This is a genomic window from Listeria kieliensis (genome assembly GCF_003369925.1).
Taxonomy (GTDB): domain Bacteria; phylum Bacillota; class Bacilli; order Lactobacillales; family Listeriaceae; genus Listeria; species Listeria kieliensis_A.
The window spans coordinates 41642-59267 of sequence record NZ_LARY01000003.1 but is presented as its reverse complement, the minus strand read 5'-3'; the positions used below and the strand labels follow the sequence as shown (position 1 = coordinate 59267).

At 41.7% G+C, this 17626-nt stretch carries 21 protein-coding genes; 15 read left to right on the top strand and 6 right to left on the bottom strand.

Annotated elements, in window-relative coordinates:
* The first annotated feature begins 163 nt into the window (after window positions 1–163).
* From eno to UR08_RS11680, 5 genes are all read left to right on the top strand, one after another.
* Entirely contained in the window at window positions 164–1456 is a 1293-nt protein-coding gene (gene eno, locus UR08_RS11700; protein ID WP_115753856.1) for a phosphopyruvate hydratase, read from the top strand.
* A 215-nt stretch (window positions 1457–1671) separates the two neighbouring features.
* Window positions 1672–3825, top strand: coding sequence for a glycosyltransferase family 39 protein (locus UR08_RS11695; RefSeq protein ID WP_133296354.1), 2154 nt, complete (start codon window positions 1672–1674; stop codon window positions 3823–3825).
* Window positions 3826–3871: 46 nt separating this feature from the next.
* Window positions 3872–4063, top strand: a complete 192-nt coding sequence (locus tag UR08_RS11690) for a hypothetical protein (RefSeq protein ID WP_115753854.1) — start codon at window positions 3872–3874, stop codon at window positions 4061–4063.
* Complete coding sequence (locus tag UR08_RS11685; RefSeq protein ID WP_115753853.1) at window positions 4060–4803, top strand: alpha/beta hydrolase; 744 nt, start codon at window positions 4060–4062, stop codon at window positions 4801–4803. Before UR08_RS11690 ends, UR08_RS11685 begins: the two co-directional genes overlap by 4 nt.
* A 216-nt stretch (window positions 4804–5019) precedes the next feature.
* Complete coding sequence (locus tag UR08_RS11680; RefSeq protein ID WP_240616095.1) at window positions 5020–5799, top strand: carbonic anhydrase; 780 nt, start codon at window positions 5020–5022, stop codon at window positions 5797–5799.
* A gap of 63 nt (window positions 5800–5862) precedes the next feature.
* Here UR08_RS11680 and UR08_RS11675 read toward each other — a convergent pair whose 3' ends face one another.
* Complete coding sequence (locus tag UR08_RS11675; RefSeq protein ID WP_115753852.1) at window positions 5863–6828, bottom strand: cation diffusion facilitator family transporter; 966 nt, start codon at window positions 6826–6828, stop codon at window positions 5863–5865.
* Window positions 6829–7044: 216 nt separating this feature from the next.
* Between UR08_RS11675 and UR08_RS11670 the strand changes: the two genes are divergently transcribed.
* The 4 genes from UR08_RS11670 (at window position 7045) to UR08_RS11655 (ending at window position 10068) form a co-directional block, all read left to right on the top strand.
* Window positions 7045–7269, top strand: coding sequence for a DUF896 domain-containing protein (locus UR08_RS11670; protein WP_115753851.1), 225 nt, complete (start codon window positions 7045–7047; stop codon window positions 7267–7269).
* Between the two features lie 144 nt (window positions 7270–7413).
* The gene (locus UR08_RS11665) at window positions 7414–8349 is read left to right on the top strand and encodes a ribose-phosphate diphosphokinase (RefSeq protein ID WP_115753850.1); all 936 of its coding nucleotides are present in this window, start codon (window positions 7414–7416) and stop codon (window positions 8347–8349) included.
* Window positions 8350–8369: 20 nt separating this feature from the next.
* Entirely contained in the window at window positions 8370–9128 is a 759-nt protein-coding gene (locus UR08_RS11660; RefSeq protein WP_115753849.1) for a tyrosine-protein phosphatase, read from the top strand.
* Between the two features lie 94 nt (window positions 9129–9222).
* Window positions 9223–10068 carry a DUF72 domain-containing protein gene (locus tag UR08_RS11655; protein WP_115753987.1) on the top strand — a complete coding sequence of 282 codons (846 nt, stop codon included), beginning with the start codon at window positions 9223–9225 and terminating at the stop codon, window positions 10066–10068.
* A gap of 56 nt (window positions 10069–10124) precedes the next feature.
* On the opposite strand, the gene UR08_RS11650 is transcribed toward UR08_RS11655, so the two are convergent.
* Window positions 10125–10493: a DUF1634 domain-containing protein gene (locus UR08_RS11650; RefSeq protein WP_115753848.1), complete on the bottom strand. Its 369-nt coding sequence runs from the start codon at window positions 10491–10493 to the stop codon at window positions 10125–10127.
* Window positions 10494–11333: a sulfite exporter TauE/SafE family protein gene (locus UR08_RS11645; protein ID WP_115753847.1), complete on the bottom strand. Its 840-nt coding sequence runs from the start codon at window positions 11331–11333 to the stop codon at window positions 10494–10496. It abuts the gene before it with no gap.
* A 146-nt stretch (window positions 11334–11479) separates the two neighbouring features.
* Here UR08_RS11645 and UR08_RS11640 point away from each other — a divergent pair, with 146 nt between their 5' ends.
* Genes UR08_RS11640 through UR08_RS11625 form a run of 4 tightly spaced genes read left to right on the top strand, consistent with a single transcriptional unit; the run spans window position 11480 to window position 15270 of the window.
* The gene (locus UR08_RS11640; protein ID WP_115753846.1) at window positions 11480–12865 is read left to right on the top strand and encodes a bifunctional metallophosphatase/5'-nucleotidase; all 1386 of its coding nucleotides are present in this window, start codon (window positions 11480–11482) and stop codon (window positions 12863–12865) included.
* A complete protein-coding gene (locus UR08_RS11635; RefSeq protein WP_115753845.1) occupies window positions 12862–13161 on the top strand; it encodes a YutD family protein in 300 nt (99 codons plus the stop codon). The genes UR08_RS11640 and UR08_RS11635 overlap by 4 nt, the downstream gene beginning before the upstream one ends.
* Before the next feature lie 2 nt (window positions 13162–13163).
* Window positions 13164–13928, top strand: coding sequence for a TIGR01457 family HAD-type hydrolase (locus UR08_RS11630; RefSeq protein ID WP_115753844.1), 765 nt, complete (start codon window positions 13164–13166; stop codon window positions 13926–13928).
* Window positions 13929–13983: 55 nt separating this feature from the next.
* Window positions 13984–15270 carry a hemolysin family protein gene (locus tag UR08_RS11625; protein ID WP_115753843.1) on the top strand — a complete coding sequence of 429 codons (1287 nt, stop codon included), beginning with the start codon at window positions 13984–13986 and terminating at the stop codon, window positions 15268–15270.
* Window positions 15271–15309: 39 nt separating this feature from the next.
* Here UR08_RS11625 and UR08_RS11620 read toward each other — a convergent pair whose 3' ends face one another.
* The 3 genes from UR08_RS11620 to UR08_RS11610 all read right to left on the bottom strand — a co-directional run bounded on the left by UR08_RS11620 (window position 15310) and on the right by UR08_RS11610 (window position 16721).
* Entirely contained in the window at window positions 15310–15888 is a 579-nt protein-coding gene (locus UR08_RS11620) for an LOG family protein (RefSeq protein ID WP_115753986.1), read from the bottom strand.
* A gap of 22 nt (window positions 15889–15910) precedes the next feature.
* Window positions 15911–16411 (bottom strand): phosphatidylglycerophosphatase A family protein, encoded by a 501-nt coding sequence (locus UR08_RS11615; RefSeq protein WP_115753842.1) that lies wholly within the window; start codon window positions 16409–16411, stop codon window positions 15911–15913.
* A gap of 73 nt (window positions 16412–16484) precedes the next feature.
* Entirely contained in the window at window positions 16485–16721 is a 237-nt protein-coding gene (locus UR08_RS11610; protein WP_115753841.1) for a NifU family protein, read from the bottom strand.
* Window positions 16722–16891: 170 nt separating this feature from the next.
* Between UR08_RS11610 and UR08_RS11605 the strand changes: the two genes are divergently transcribed.
* Together UR08_RS11605 and UR08_RS11600 are read left to right on the top strand one after the other, a co-directional pair.
* Complete coding sequence (locus tag UR08_RS11605; protein WP_115753840.1) at window positions 16892–17221, top strand: YuzD family protein; 330 nt, start codon at window positions 16892–16894, stop codon at window positions 17219–17221.
* 49 nt (window positions 17222–17270) lie between these two features.
* Entirely contained in the window at window positions 17271–17504 is a 234-nt protein-coding gene (locus UR08_RS11600) for a YuzB family protein (protein WP_115753839.1), read from the top strand.
* Window positions 17505–17626 lie beyond the last annotated feature (122 nt).

Genomic DNA, 17626 nt, shown 5'->3' with positions numbered 1-17626 from the left:
GTTTGTTGCTCATAAGTGTCTTTTAAGGGCTAGAGCTCGGGCTATTGCCTTAGTTTATTGCTCATAAGAGCCTTTTAAGGATTACATGCTCGCTTTGCTCGCATGCATATTGGGGCTCTAATTCGCTTTGCTCATAAGAGCCCCAACAAAGGAGAGAATTTAAATGTCCATTATTACTGAAGTTTACGCACGTGAGGTCCTTGATTCCCGTGGTAATCCTACTATCGAAGTTGAAGTTTATACGGAAGCTGGTGCTTTCGGTCGCGCTCTTGTTCCTAGTGGCGCTTCTACTGGTGAATACGAAGCTGTTGAACTTCGCGACGGCGACAAATCTCGCTACCTAGGTAAAGGTGTCTTGAAAGCTGTCGAAAATGTTAACGATATTATTGCTGACAAAATTATTGGCTTCGATGTTACTGACCAAATCGGTATCGATAAAGCTATGATCGATCTTGATGGTACTCCTAATAAAGGTAAATTAGGTGCTAACGCTATTCTTGGTGTTTCTCTTGCTGCTGCTCGTGCTGCTGCTGATGAACTTGGTGTTCACCTCTATGAATATATCGGCGGTACTAACGCTAAGGTTCTTCCTGTTCCTATGATGAATATCTTAAATGGTGGGGAACATGCTGATAATAACGTTGATATTCAAGAATTTATGGTTATGCCTGTTGGTGCTCCTAACTTTAAAGAAGCTCTTCGTATGGGTGCTGAAATTGTTCACGCTCTTAAAGGTGTTCTTAAAAATAAAGGGCTTAACACTGGTGTTGGTGATGAAGGTGGCTTCGCTCCTAACCTTGAATCAAATGAAGAAGCGATCGAAGCAATCATCGAAGCGATTGAAGCTGCTGGTTATAAACCTGGCGAACAAGTTAAAATTGCTATGGATGCTGCAAGCTCTGAATTCTATAACCGCGAATCTGGTAACTATGAACTTAAAGGTGAAGGCGTAACGCGTACTTCTGAAGAAATGGTTGCTTGGTATGAAGAAATGATTAATAAATACCCTATCATCTCAATCGAAGATGGTTTGGATGAAAATGACTGGAAAGGTTTCAAACTTCTTACTGAACGTATTGGTAAAAAAGTTCAACTTGTTGGTGATGACTTGTTCGTTACGAATACTGAAAAACTTGAAAGAGGTATTGAAGAAGGTATCGCTAACTCAATCCTTATCAAAGTTAACCAAATCGGTACGCTTACTGAAACTCTAGACGCTATTGAAATGGCTAAAGAAGCTGGCTATACTGCAGTTGTTTCTCACCGTTCTGGTGAAACTGAAGATTCTACAATTGCTGATATCGCTGTTGCTACAAACGCTGGCCAAATCAAAACTGGTGCGCCAGTTCGTACTGACCGTGTTGCTAAATACAATCAATTGCTTCGCATCGAAGACAATCTTCAAGACCTTGCTCAATACCGTGGTCTTAAAGCTTTCTACAACTTGAAAAAATAAGGTTGTTGACTAATTTATTTACTAAAACAGCTGTTTCTTTTAGAAACAGCTGTTTTTTTATAGCTTCACTTTCCAAAAAGAGTAGTTTTTGCTAGAATAAATAGAGTTGTAGCAGTTTTTATTGGTTTTAATGTTTAAATGAAAGTTTTTATACATAAGATTAGAATGGTTTATGTATTACTTTGGAATTGGTAAGGAAGGGTGTATTGGAAAAAATGTTTAGAAGAGTAATTGGCTATAGCTTTACTTCAGCTTTCGTGATAGTTATCGCTTATTTGGCCTATTTGAGTACGGCTCATCCACTTATGGAATTGATTAGTAATCCTTTTAATTTATTCCTTTTTGCTTTAGCAGCCATTTTTCTTTTTCTCGCTGTTTTTAAAGGATTGACACTTTTGAGCCAGAAGGCTAATTGGATTATTTTTATTGCGCTAGTTGCTGTTGTAGTCATTATTCAACTGTTTTTAGCCATTACAATGAAAATGAACATGTATGTCGATAGCTTTGTGGTTAAACAACAAGTGCTGACAATGCTTGCAAATGGTGGTCATTTTCAAGATTATACGTATTTTCAAACCTATTTAAATAATATTTTCGTTACAATTCTGCGCTATGGAATCTATAATTTGGGTTCGCATGTCGGAATTCATAATTTTTATCTGCTCGATAATTTGTGGATCATGTTTTCCATGTTTGTCACAATTTTTGCCTTGGTTTATGTGGTGAAAGATGCGCTTGGCGTTCGCATGGCTAACTTATTTTTACTAGTTGTCATTACTTGTGTTCCGCTACTTACCTATACGTTATATTTCTACACAGATACGATTGCGATGCCTTTTGTATCACTTATCATTTTGGTTTACTATCTCTATTTAAAAAAAGGTAGCTGGTGGTTGCTGCTCATTATCGGTTTGCTATTTGCAATTGGCTATCAGGCAAAGCCTAACTTGATTATCCTGTTGCCTGCCTTGCTCATTCATGTTTGGCTTGCTAGAAACTATAAGAAGTTTTTGCTTAGTCTCGCTGCGATTGGTGCTGTTTTCTTGTTGGTTACTTCTGCTGCGATGCCATTTTATTCACTGTTTGGTTTCGAAAAAAATGATCGCTATGAAGTCCCACCCACACACTTTGTGATGATGGGGCTTGCCAAACCAGCTGGTCGCTATAATGCAGATGAATTTAACTATACGTCTTCTTTCCACAGTAAAGAGGCTAAAAAAGAAGCCAATGTGAAAGTGATTAAAGATCGCTTGAAAAATTATTCAACTAAAGAACTTTTGACGCTTTATAATAATAAATTAAAAAATACGTGGACGGATGGTACGCGAGCCTATGCGTGGTACATTAATTCGACCAATGATTTCACTCCGACGTTCAACTATTTGTTTGGTGATCGTAAAGCTTTAATTTATTCGTTTGCACAGATTTTCCACATTATGAGTTTGCTATGTATTGCGATTGGGGCGCTTCGCTTTTTCAGAAGCAAGAAGTTTGATTTCGCGTTTTTCTTGAATGTCACGCTTGTTGGTGTCATTTTGTTCCACTTGATCTGGGAAGCCAATCAGCGCTATATTCTGCTATTCACGCCGCTGATGCTTCTCTCAGCTCTTTACGGCATTAAATTTATAGTGGAGCTTATGGCGGACCGCGAAACGAATAATTGGCTGCCAAAATTACGTCGACCGTTTCTTGCTGGAAGTGCCTTTATCTTTTTAGCAGCAATCGTTTGTTTCGGTTTGCAGTTTAGCACGCTGGCGCAGGAAAAACGGCCCTTTCATGTGTATCAAGTGAAGCAGGACTATGCCTACATCGGAACGCCAGTTATGGTAGATAGTATTGTCGCGGAGACGTTTAGTGCCAATGAATCCTTTAATCAGTTGACGTTTAAGGTGCTTCAAAAACCAGATGATTCTCGGAAATACCGCATCGCGCTTTATGATGATACGAGCGGCAAGAAATTACGGCAGTTTGACTTGAAAGGAAGCGAATTTGTTGGTTCGGATCAAGTCATTAATTTAGCCAAGCCTGTTCATGCTGATGGTGGTCGCTATAAGCTGAAATTTACGGAGATTACAAAGGGCGACAAGGGGCATGGGCACGCGCTTAGTCTCGGCAGATATAACTCTAAGAATTTCTCGCTTTATCCGTCAGGGCAGCTTTATGTGAACGGGAAAGTTGTGGAACATACCAATATCGGTTTTACGGTCAGCACTTTTAGGGAACAACCTTTGTTGAGTGTTGCTGAGTTTTGGATACTGTTTGCGGCGTTTACGAGCATTTTGATGGGCTTATGGCTCTGCTTGCTGAAGGAATCTCCAGCCGGGCGGATTTTCACTGGGCAAGAAGCAAAGGAAGAAAGTTTAGTTTAATAAAGCAAAATCTGGCTCGTCAAATTGTTTTTGGCGGGCTTTTTGATTGGCAAAATTGTTTGTAGATGAAAGAAGCGAAATTAGGCGGGAAGCCTTATTTCATGGTTCTTGCAAAAGGTATGAAAAAAGTCGTGTTTTAGGTGTTGACAGGCGTCTTGGTTCGCGTTATGATATGGCTATTGCATTTGCGATTTTTTCGCGGAATGATCTATTTTTTAGGAGGACTGCTTACAAATGAGTGCGGATCGTAGCTTTATGATTAAAGCAGGAAATCGTGCTGTTTTGCTCCTGCATGGGTTTGCGGGAACGACAGAAGATGTGAGGAGTTTAGGCGAACATTTAGCTGAAAATGGCTATACGGTTTATGCGCCGAACTTTCGAGGTCACGGAGATGAGCCGGCGCTGTTTTTAAAGACAACGCCTGATATGTGGTACGAAGATGCTGTTTCGGGGTACACTTTTTTAGAAAAAGAAGGGTATCATGAGATTGCCATTGTTGGTGTCGCGATGGGTGGCGTGTTCGCTCTTCGAATGGCGGAATCTTTTTCGCCAAAAGCGATCATTCCTTTGTGCGCTAACGTAAACAAGAAAATGCGTTACATCCCGGTTGAAAAATATTTGATGAAGCAACTGCGTAAAGAAGGGGTTTCAGATGATGAAGCGGAAGCAATGTTACAAAGCTATGAACCTGAAATTGCTACGATGGCAAATGCGCGATCGGATTTTTATAAACAAGTTGCAAAAAATATTGAGAAAATCAAAGTTCCAACGATGATTGGTCAAGGTTGCCAAGATGAGGAAATTGAAGCGGATGACGCCAATTATATTTTTAAACACATTCATACGCCAGATAAACAACTCTGCTTCTACCAAACTAGCGGACACGACATCGTGAACGACGGAGAAAAAGATATTTTGGAAGAAGATGTGGTTTATTTCTTGGATGATTTGAACTGGCTCGAAGAAGAAATTATTTAATGGAAGTATGAAGCACTAGCCGATTGTGGCTAGTGCTTTTTTGTGTTTATGGAAAGAGAATTACGGGGAATAAGTTAGAGGAAGTCAATCGGGGACATTCACTTTAAATTGAGAAACAAATAGATATAGAAGATAGTTTTTCTTGCTTTGTCTCTCGCCTCTTTGACTTTTAATATGTGGTACTCACGCAATAATAATTTTGAGGAGGAAATGTTTTTGAAAAAGACAGCATTTGTAGTAACATCTGCTCTTTCATTATCGCTTCTTTTTGCGGGCTGTTCGAATGATGATGCGGCGAAAAAGATGAATGCAGGTAATGAAAACCAATCAGAAAAGAAAGTAGAGAAAAAATCTGAGGAACATCTGGATTATGAAGATCAAAAGGGATGGAAATTCGAGGCGGGCGATTCGCAGTCCCCAATTAACATTGAGACAGGAAAAACGGAACAAATGAAAGACGAAGGAAAAATGGCGTTGAATTATAGCAAGACGGTTGTGGACGAAGTAGATAACGGTCACAGTATCCAAGTTGATGATACTGGTTCCGCAGTCATTGATGGGCGAAATTTCGATTTGGAACAGTTTCATTTTCATGCTAAAAGTGAGCATACTGTAAACGAGAAGCATTATCCAATTGAAGCTCATTTCGTTAATCAAGCGCAAGATGGGCGTCTGGCGGTTATCGCTGTTTTCTTTACGGAAGGAAAGAAAAATGGTGCTTTTCAAACTGTATTAGATAATATTAAGGTTGGGACGAAATCAGATGTGGCGGAAACGATTGATGTAACGCAAATGCTTCCGTCTAATAAAACCTATTATCACTATATGGGTTCACTTACGACACCACCACTTTCTGAAAATGTGGAATGGTATGTTATGAAAAATCCAATTGAAGTTTCGAAAGCGCAAATTGCGTTATTTGATAAATACTATGATTCCAATAATCGTAAGATACAACCGCTGAATGGGCGAGTTGTTTTGGAACACATTGAATAAAATAAAAAAGAAGCATGACTGATTTTCAGTTATGCTTCTTTTTTAGAGGAAGGAGATGGAAAATTAACGACCGTCCCCGTATTGCCAATCAAGCGTGTTATCCACTTCGTCAAAAGTGATGACAACGTCAGAAATCCCTTTTATTGTAAGGACATCATCTTCAATCCTATCACGAATGTCATCAATTTCTGCGAGTGTCAATGTAGTATCTAGTTCCACTTCGGCATCAACATGGAAAGTGTCGCCTTCTTTTATGACCGTTAAAACTTGGATATCACGTACATCTGGATCTGACATGATGCGCTGTCCAACTTGGAGATTCATACCTTCATCTGATTTTCCAATCGCGCCACCTGCATTATCGAGAAAGACTTCACCGACAACGATAAACATTAGAAGTCCAATCAAAATTGAAGCAATTCCTTCTGCTTGATGGAAAGGCGTAAAATGGGAGATAATAACGGCAAGTGCGGCAAGTAAGCCTCCAGCGGTTGCCACAGAATCTTCCATAAAAACAAGTTTGGTAGCTGCTTTGGCTGATTTTAAATTGCGGATCGCAGCAGGAATTAGTTTAAATCCGGAAGCCACTTCGTCAGACTCAGCAACGATTTCTCGCATGGCTTTTAAAAGAACTGTGGATTCGAGGGCTGTACAAGCCAGCAAAACGATTAAGTTGATTAAAAAGCCAGTGGATTCGGCTGGATGAAAAATATGCGAAATGCCTTCTTTTACAGTTTCATAAGCCATAATACCAACAACAATGACTGCAAAAAGAAGAACAAGGTTAACAATTCGGCCAAAACCTTTCGGGAATTTTTTCGTAGGCCGTTTTTTACTAAGGGCTGATCCTGTGAAAACAAAGAGTTGGTTCGCCGCATCTCCCAAGCTGTGAAGCGTTTCAGCAAACATGGCGACGTTTCCTGTAAAAAAATAAGTTATTCCTTTAACGAGTGAGACGATTCCGTTTACAATAGCCGCAGTGAGAGCGGAGGTGTTTCCGTGCTTGAGTAGTTGAAAAAACTCTTTCAAGTTCATTCCTTCTTTCGACTGGTTTTAAATCATATTTTTTATTTTAGCACGAAAAGACAGCAGACTAAAATTTTATGAAATATTTTACAAGAATAACGCCAAGTCTCCTTTTTTTCGTTTAAAGAGTCTTAAACAAATCAGTTTGACTTTTATTGACCAATGTGTTATGATTTCCATAGTTACTTACAAATAGTAACTAATAAGAGGAGGGATCACATGAAAGAACTGTTGGCGAAAATTAATAACTATGCTGCAAAGCAAAAGAAAGGTGAGCTAACGGCGAGCGAAAAAGAGCATCAAGCTGAACTTCGCAAGGAATACTGTGCGATGATCCGCGGAACTGTTCAAGACAACTTACATCATGTGACCATCATTGATCCGCTTGGCGATGATGTGACACCGCAAAAGTTAAAAGATGTAAAAGCCGAATTAAATGCTTAAATGAAAATAAATGTGTGGGAAAAGACTCTCTGATTACAATTAGAGGGTCTTTTTTCTAAAACTTATAACCAAACTCATTGCGGCAAGCTGTTTCGTTTTATATAATAGAACTAGATGAATTGCTACATTTGAAAGGAGATCAAAATGTCGAATGAAATGAGGCTTTTTTCAGTAACGAATGAACGCCCGCTTGCACAAAAGATTTCTGAAAGACTAGATGTACCGCTTTGCGAAGTTGATCTGCAAAAGTTCAGCGATGGCGAAGTGAAGGTAAACATTGGTAGAAGTGTTCGGGGAATGAACTGTTACGTGGTTCAATCAATGGACGCCAATGTAAACGAACGGATTATGGAAATGCTTATCATGGTTGATGCGTTAAAACGTGCTTCTGCTGCATCAATTACGCTCGTGATTCCATACTATGGCTATTCTAGGCAAGACCGAAAAGCCAGAAGCCGTGAGCCGATTACGGCAAAACTGATTGCAAATCTTTTGCAGGAAGCAGGGGCAACAAGGCTTATTTCAGTAGACTTGCATGCAGCCCAAATTCAAGGGTTTTTCAATATCCCAATTGATCATGTTTCGGCTGTACCGCTTCTTTCCAATCATCTTGAGGAAAATTATAGCGATGAAGATGTCGTGGTGGTTGCACCTGACCATAGCGGCGTTGTTCGGGCTCGCCGAGTGGCGGATAAACTTCATGCGCCAATTGCAATTTTAAACCGCAAACCACGCCCAAATGAGCGGGAAATTTCATCTGTTATTGGTGAAGTGAAAGGAAAGCTCGCGATCGTCGTCGATGATATTATCGATACGGCTTACCGAGCGACTACTTCTTGTGATAAATTGCTTGAAGAAGGTGCTAGAAAAGTTGTGATGTGCGCGACTCATGCCGTTTTGGCTGGGGGAGCAGCAAAACGACTGAACGAATCGAGAATCAGCGAAATTGTGCTGACCGATTCGATTGATATACCAGAAGGAAAATTGGATGATAAGTTAACAATGATTTCCATCAGTGGTTTACTTGCGCAGGCTATTAGAGGCGTGCAGGAAAATAAATCGCTTCATCCGCTTTTTTAAGGTGAAGGAGGTTTGACGAAATGATTGATATTCACTGCCATCTTTTAAATGGGATTGATGATGGTCCGAAAGAATTAGTAGATAGTTTAATGATGGCAAAGCAAGCTGTTGAGCAAGGTTTTACAGATGTGATCGCAACGCCGCATCACTTGAAAGGGCGTTTTTCGAATCCGGGCGATGAGGTTCGAGCACGAGTGGAAGATTTTAACAATAAACTCGTCGAAGAAAATATCCCGCTCGTTGTTCACCCTGGTCAGGAAGTTAGACTTCATGGCGAAATGCTTGAAAACTTGGCAAATGGTTCTGTGCTGACACTTGCTGATTCAAAGTATGTTTTAATTGAGTTTCCAACAGAATCGGTTCCGTTTTTCGCGCAGGAATTGTTCTTTAATTTACAAATGAAGGGCTATATTCCGATTATCGCGCACCCGGAACGAAACGTTGAAATTCGTAAAAATTATGAAGTGCTGTATAAACTCGTAGAAGGCGGTGCGCTTGCGCAATTAACGTGGGGAAGCTATGCAGGCGTACTAGGTAAGAAAATCAAAAAGTTCAGCGATCAATTGCTTGAAGCGAACCTCGTCCATTTTATGGCAACCGACGCGCACTTTTACGAAGGCCGCTCAATGGAAGTAGATCAAGCCGTACAAAACTTAAAACAAAGCATCGGGCTAGAACAAGCGGATTTGCTTTTAGATAATGCGAAGCTTGTTCTGCAAAATGAGCAAATTGATTTTGATGAGCCAACAGAAATAAAGAAACGATTCTTCTTATTCTAAAAAAAGAGAACGGAGTTTTCCGTTCTCTTTTTTTGAGTCGCATTTTAAGATGCGCTATAATAAAGAAAAGGCTTGCAAGGAAGGTGGGAAAACGATGATTACAATTGGACTAACGGGCTGGAGCGATCATGATACGTTGCAGTTGTCTTCTAAACATAAACTTGCTGACTATGCGGCTCATTTTCCGCTTGTTGAAGTGGATACGAGCTTTTATGCGATACCTTCGCCGAAAACGACAGCCAATTGGGCGAGTGGCACGCCGGATGTGTTTCGCTTTGTAGTAAAAGCTTTTCAAGCGATGACGACGCATAAAGAATGGAAAGATTATTACGATTCAGAAGTGGAAATGTATCGCTGCTATATGGATGCGATTGCACCGATTAGCGAATCAGGGAAGCTCAAAGCGATTTTATTTCAGTTTCCGCCATTTTTTAATTGCACAAAAGAAAATGTGAATTATTTGCGGCATGTGAAAGAACAAATGGGCGATTTGCCGATTGCGATCGAATTTCGGAATAGCAGTTGGTATAGTGATGCGAATCAAGAAAAAACACTCGCGTTACTCGCGGAACTGGGATTCATCCACGTGGTGGTCGATGAGCCGCAAATCGGAACGCGGAGCGTTCCGATTGTGCTTCGGGCGACGAATCCCGATTTGACGCTTGTGCGGCTTCATGGACGCAATCAATATGGCTGGATGAAAGCGAATAGCCCTGAATGGCGGGAAGTGCGCACGCTATACCGGTATAATGCGGAGGAAATTTCGGAATGGGCTAGCTATATTAAGCGTCTGAGTGAGCATTCGAATGAAATTGTGGTGATTTTTAATAACAACAGCGGCGGGGATGCGGCTGATAATGCGAAGGCGCTTCAGAAGGAACTGGAGATCAAGTTTGATGGTCTTGCTCCGATGCAAATGGATTTGTTTTCGGAGTTTTAAATGACAGGGAAAAGCCAGGTGGCACGTAGTCTCACCTGGCTTTTTCTATGCTAAATTCACCCTTTTCCAATTAAAAAACTGATGATGAGGATGACTAGGACTATTCCTGTAATCCCGACGTAAAGGTAATCCTTTTCTTTGAGAAAAGTGAAAAGTGAGACGACCACGCGGAAAACGGGTGTCAAAATGAGGCAAAATAAGCCGAACATGATGATCGCAAAAGGTTTCAGTTCAGCAAGTCCGGAAAAAATGCTTGCGATTGTGGTTGGATAAGTTGTGCCGGGATAGCCGCTTGATCCGGTTGCGATGTAAAGAACGAGCCCTAAGATGATGATCGCGGCGCTCACGATGACGCCAATGCGGAGTAAGCCGCCAACAACGGCTTCTACTTGGTACATTTCTTCGTCTTTGCTTTTTTTATTCATTTAAATCCACCCCAATCCTTCAAGAATCATTTGTAGGGCAACATAAAGCAAGACAGGGATAAACACGAGGCGGATGACTTTGCTTTTTAAGCGCTGCATGACTTTTGTGCCAAGTGTTGCGCCAATTAAGACGCCAATTGCGACGGGAGCAGCGATCGTGGGGTCAATGTCACCTTTAAATAGATAAACAGTTGCGCTTGCCGCAGCTGTAACGCCCATCATCAGATTGCTCGTTGCGCTTGAGACTTTGAGCGGTAGCTTCATGAAAACGTCCAGTGCCATGACTTTGAACGCGCCGCTTCCAATTCCAAGCAGCCCGCTTGCGATTCCTGCCCCGTACATGAATCCGAACCCTGCTGGCACATTTGCGACTTCGTAGGGAACTTCTTTGCGTAAGGCTTTGTCGTAGTAACTGTCATGCAGTTTGAGTTTGGTTGCAATCGGATCGGGTTTTACATTTTGTGGGAATTCCGAACCGACTTTTTTAATCATGTTGAAAGCGGAATAAAGAAGTAGGAGTCCGAAAATTATGTAGAGCGCTGTCGCGGAGAGCAGTCCGCCGATGAAAGCGCCGGTGATTGCCCCGAGCGTTGTCGCGATTTCAAGAAACATTCCAGCGCGGAGGTTTGTGATTCGGTCTCGTATGTAGGCAATGGCTGAGCCGCTACTCGTCGCGATAACGGAGATGATGCTTGCGCCGATCGCGTACTGGATGTCAATGCCGAAAATAAGTGTGAGTGCTGGTGTCATGATGATGCCTCCACCTAGCCCAAGAATGGAGCCGATAATGCCAGCGAATATGGCAATCAGGAGGATTTCAAGTGTTTGTGTGATATCCAAAAATTACTCACTTCCTTCTCTTTATTTGTCTTTTTATCATACGCCAAAAAGTGATACTTGAAAAGTGAAATTTGACTTTGTGGCGTGTCAAAATGGAAATTTTAAGCTACAATAGAGAAAGTAAATGCTTTTTAGGGGATGCTTTTATGAAACAGTTAACAATTTGGCATACGAATGACATCCATAGCCATTTGGATAATTGGCCAAGAATATCTTCTTTTTTAAAAGCGAATAAGGAGCGAGCAAAGGAAACGGGAGAAAATGTTCTGTTTTTTGACATTGGGGACTTTTTAGATCGAGTTCATCCGCTTACGGAAGGAACTTCCGGGAAAGCAAATGTCGAACTTTTAAATGAGCTGCCCTTTGATGCTGTAACAATTGGAAATAATGAAGGCACAACGCTTCCGCATCAAGCGCTTGAAACGCTTTATGATCAAGCTAAGTTTCCGGTAGTCTGTGCCAATATTTATGGAAATCCAGAACGGACGAAGCGGACTGACTGGGCAGTGCCTGTTGTTTATAAATATGAAGCGGGCTTGAAAATCGCTGTGCTTGGCGCGACAGCAGCTTTTAGAGAATATTACGAGTCACTCGGATGGGGAATTGAAGAACCGATCCAGGCGCTGAAGCGCGAGCTGGCGGAGCTCAATTCGGATACCGATTTGGTCATATTGCTGTCGCATTTAGGTTTGCAGTTTGATGAACAAATCGCGACAGAGTTGCCTGAGATTGACATCGTTTTAGGCGGACACACGCATCATTTGCTTGAAACAGGGAAACAAGTTGGGGAAACGCTACTTGCGGCGGCTGGAAGATGGGGCGAATACGTTGGCGAAGTGACGCTTACGTGGAATGATGCAGGCGAGTTACGCAAGAAAGAGGCAAGGGTTCATGAGACGGCCAAGCTAGTCCCGCCGAAAGATGAAGCTGAACAAATTCAGGGTTTTTTCCAAAAAGGAAAAGAAGAGCTTTCGGAAGTGATTGTGCACCTGCCAGAAAAACTTGAAACGAATTGGTTTGGCGATTCTAGCATCGCGGAGATCATGTACGCGGCCGCAACAGAATGGGCGGAAGGGGATGCTTTCCTGACGAATGCGGGCATTTTTATGACGGATATTGGGCCAGGTGATGTGACGGCCTTTGATGTGCACCAGCTCTTGCCGCATCCGCTCAATTTGATTGCCGTAACGCTTTCTGGAAGTGAACTCGAGGTTTTAATCCAAGAGATTCTTCGAAAGCGAGATGAGCTGAAGGATCTGCCACTACGAGGCTTCGGTTTCCGCGGCGAGGTATTTGGTTCTGTATTAATGAAACGAGCAGGATTTGATGCGATTCGTGGGATTCCGCTTTGGGACGGGGAACCGATTTCAACGTTTCGGAAATACCGGATTGTGACGCATGATACGTTTGTCTTTGCGCCATTTTTCCCGATTATTAAACAAAGTAGTGAAAAAGAAGTTTATACACCGGAGCTGTTACGCGATATTTTTGCGTGGAAGCTGAAACAACTTTACGGGGAGGAAAAAGAATGATTACGATTCAAGATCAGGAATACGAGTTGATTGAAGATTATCGCGAGTGTTTTGATGAAGAAAAATTGAATGAACGGTTTAGCGACATTTTACTGCGCTATGATTATATTGTAGGCGATTTTGGCTACGATCAGCTTCGCTTGAAAGGCTTTTTTGACGATCAAAATAAAAAAGCAGCCTATGACAATAAAATCAGCACTTTGAAGGAATATTTATATGAATACTGCAACTTTGGTTGTTCGTATTTTGTTTTGAAGAAAGTGAAACAAACTGGAAAGAAAGAGAAGGGCGAGTAATTTTGAAAAAGTATCAAGCGTATTTTATTGATTTGGATGGGACGATGTACCATGGGGACCGCGTGATTCCAGAAGCAATTCCGTTTATCCAGAAGTTGAATGAACTTGAAATCCCGCATTTATTTGTGACGAATAATTCGACAAAGACAGCGGAACAAGTTGCGGAGAAGTTAAATAAGATGGGAATTTTAGCTCGGCCGGAAGACGTTTTTACGTCTTCTGAAGCAACGGTTTCTTATATGCTTAAGCAAAATCAACCGAAAACGGTGTACCCGATCGGTGAAGTAGGACTGAAACAAGTTCTTGCAGAAAATGGGTTTGAAATAAACGAGGAAAATCCACAATATGTGGTTGTTGGAATGGATATGCAGCTGACGTATGAGAAGGCTGCGAAAGCGGTGCTCGCAATTCGGCGCGGGGCAACGTTTATCTCAACGAACGTAGATGCGGCCATTCCAACGGAGCGAGGCTTACTTCCTGGAAATGGCTCGATTACGGCGCTTGTTTCGGTTGCGAGTGAAACAAAGCCTGTTGTGATCGGAAAGCCGGAACGAGTGATTATGGACCAAGCGCTTGCTCGCCTAGGCGTTACGAAAGAGGAAGCGATCATGGTTGGCGATAATTATGAAACAGATATTGCTGCAGGAATTCATTCCGGGATGGACACGTTGCATGTTTTAACGGGCTTTACAACTCGTGAGGCTTTGGAAAAAAAGGCAGTCCAACCAACTTATGTGTTGAATGATTTAACTGAATGGGAATTTTAGGAAGCACTTGTAGAGTGCTTTCTTTGTTCTCATTTGCGGGAAAGAGGGGAAGAACGTGGAACTATTAAATGATCTTTTCGTTGTCGTGCTGATTATCGGAACTGCTTTTTTCGTGGCTTCTGAATTTGCGATTGTTGCCATCCGAAAACCCACTGTGCTAAGTCTTGTTGAATCGGGGAATAAGCGGGCACGCTATGTTCAAAAAATTACTGGCAATATGAATGATTATCTGGCCGCTTGTCAGCTTGGTAATACGCTTGCGGCTCTTGCGATGGGGTGGGTCGGCGAAGATACGATGCGTGGCTGGTTAGAACCGATCTTTACTCTCCTTCCGCTTCCAGCTTCAGTGGAAGGTCCCGTTTCGATTTTTGTTTCCTTTATTTTGATTACCTTCTTAAATGTTGTTTTAGGAGAGCTTGCGCCTAAAACGTTGACGATTCAAAGCACGGAAAAAGTGGCGCTGCTTATTGCTCGACCACTGGTTTATTGGTATTATTTTACATTTCCGCTTAACTGGATACTTAACCATTCGGCTAATTTTATTACGCGGCTGTTTGGTGCGAAAGAAAATGTGGATGCAGACCAGATGACACCAACGGAATTAAAAATTATTTTTGAAGACAGTTACAAGCAAGGGCTTTTGAATCCACAAGAATTTAAATATATGAAAAATATTTTTAAGTTAGGAGATGTTCCGGCGCAAGAAGTGATGATTCCGCGGATGGAAGTCATTGCCATTGACGAAACGGCGACGGTACTTGATTTGTTGAAGCTAACTTCTGAACATACGTATCACATTTTTCCAGTCACGACAGATCATGATAAAGATAAAATTGTCGGGATTTTGCAAGTCAGCAGTGTGATGGCTGGACTTGGAAAGGACCAAACGATTTTGAATCAGTCCATTAAATCCTTTGTTCGTGCGGGAATGGAAGTGTTTGAGGGAACCATTTTGGAAGAATTGATCGTGAAGATGCAGGAAAAAGGGGAATCATTTGTGATTTTGACGGATGAATATGGCGGAACTTCTGGCATCACGACGATTGAAGATATCATGGAAATTATTGTTGGCGATTTGGAAGAAGTTTCCGGGCCGAAAGGGATTCGCAAAATCGGGAAGAATCACTTTGTTATTTCGGGAAGTGAGCCACTTGTGAGTGTGGAAGAAGTGCTGGGATTCGAACTAGAAAGCGCGGGTGTACATACGCTATCTGGCTGGTTATTCTTGCAAAACTTCAACATTGATACAGGAGATATCGTTTCTGAAAACGGCTGGGTATTCAAAGTCCAATCGATGAATAAAAACTCCGTCCGCCAAGTGGAAGTAAAGAAAATGAAGTAATTAAAAAAGAAGTGGAGGCGCTAGGCCTCCACTTCTTTTTTAGTTAGTCTTTCTTTTTTGATACGTTTTTGGCTTGTTGGGTTTGAAATTGGCAATAAAGTCTTCAATTTCAGGAAGCGAATCGCTAAATAAAAATTGCTTTCTGGCCGCTTCCGTCAAAAACTCCGCTGCTACCATCTCGTCAAAGAAGGCTTTTAGCGGCTCATAATACCCATCTGCATTATAAAAAATACACGGGTTTTTATGCACGCCGAGCCTGCCAAGAGAAATGACCTCACTAATTTCCTCGAGCGTCCCCGGGCCGCCCGGTAAGGCAATATAAGCGTCTGCAAGCTCCATCATCGTTTTCTTGCGTTCATACATGTCTTTGGTTTGAATAAGCCTTGTAAGCCCACGATGGGCGATTTCGCGTTCTTCGAGAAAGGTGGGCATAACTCCATAAGCAGGAGCGCCATGCGAAAGCACCGTATCCGCCACAACTCCCATCAAACCAACATTTCCACCGCCGTAAACAAGAGTATATTCCTTTTCACCGATCCAGTTCCCGATTTTTTCAGCACTTTCCTGATAAATCTTTTTCGCGCCAAAAGCCGATCCACAATAAACCGCAATTTTCATATCCAAATCCGCTTCTCCCTTCTTACTGCACAATATCATCGTGATAGCTATGCGCGAGCCGACTAGCTGCAGCGGCTGCAATTGCACCAACAATATCATCCAGAAAAGTATGCACATTTACGCCATCATGTTCATTAAGCTTGGCTAAAATGCCCGGTTTAATTTTGTCGATGTAGCCGTAGTTTGTAAAGCCGATCGAACCATATACATTAACGATTGAAAGAGCCAAAATTTCATCGACGCCGTATAAACCTTCATCATTGGAAATAATATTTTGAAGCGGTTGTTCAAGTTTTCCTTCCTCCGCCATAACATCTAATTGAATCCCCGTTAAAATCGCATTTTGCACTTCACGTTTACGAAGCACACGTTCCACATTTTCCCGGCAAACTTCAAGTTTTAATTCAGGGTGATATTGTTTTTGCAAGAAAAGAACCAGTTCTGCGATGTCGTCTATGGAAACACCACGTTCTTTTAACCAACTTCGTGCTTTTTTCTCTAAAATACTTTGTTTTTCAACCATCCAAAAACCTCCTTTAAGGCCAATTTTTCAATTAAAAACAACGCGACGAACTTCGCCGCGTTTCTTATGCCAATTAATAAACCTGAACAACTTCTTTAAAGCCAAATATTTTTTCAGCGAGTGTCAGCTCAATTCCCATTTTTAAAGTCATATCTGAGCTTGGACACGAAACGCAAGCGCCGAGCAAGCGGATTTTTACGATACCCTCCGGCGTCACATCAATAAGTTCATAGTCGCCGCCGTCGCGAAGTAAATATGGCCGAAACTTTTTCAGCGCTTTGTCCACTGAATCAAAACTGATTTCTTCCATACAAAACGGGCTCCTTTAAATAGAATATAACTCATTATAACACAGCTCCGAGCCATTGTGAAAAAGACGAACCCGCGTGGCAAGAACAAACTTCCTGTGAGTGACTACACAAACAATAAACTCGATTTTTCAATAGATATTGGTTACAATGGGCTTGAGGTGAGGAAGCGATGGAAAAACAAGTAAAATTGTATGTTTATGGTTCCACAGTAATCTGTGCAAGTTGTGTCGGTGCACCGTCTTCCAAAGAAACTGAAGAATGGCTCCGGGCTGCAGTTGGACGCAAATTTGCGGATCAGCCATTTGAAGTGGAGTATGTCGATATTTACGATCCCGAGCAGACGAATCCTGAGGTTCGTGAATTAGCAAGAAAAATTGTCGACGAGGATTATATGTATCCCGTTGTTGCTGTAGATGGCAAAATCATTGCGGAAGGCAATCCGCGGCTTAAAGATATCTATCAAGTTATGACTGATCGAGGTTACGTAGCAACGATGTAAGAATAACTGAGCACGTTTGTCTTTCCGAGAATTAGAAGGGAAGTAGGAAATGAATCCGATTGTGGAATTCTGTGTTAACAATCTGGCAAGCGGTTCGCAGGAAGCCTTTGACCGGCTAAATGAGGATCCAAACCTAGATGTGGTGGAATATGATTGCTTGACGTATTGCGATCTGTGCGCAATGAGTTTATTTGCACTTGTCGACGGGGAAGTAGTACGCGGGGCAACACCAGATGAACTCGTGAAAAATATTTATCAATTTATTGAAGAAAATCCGATTTGATCAACAAGGTTTGAATGGAGCTTTCTCGCATAAATGATTGACCAGTTATTTAATTTGATGACTGGTTTTTTTGTGTATAAAAATGCATAAATTTAATTAAATGTGTATAAAAGGTAATATTA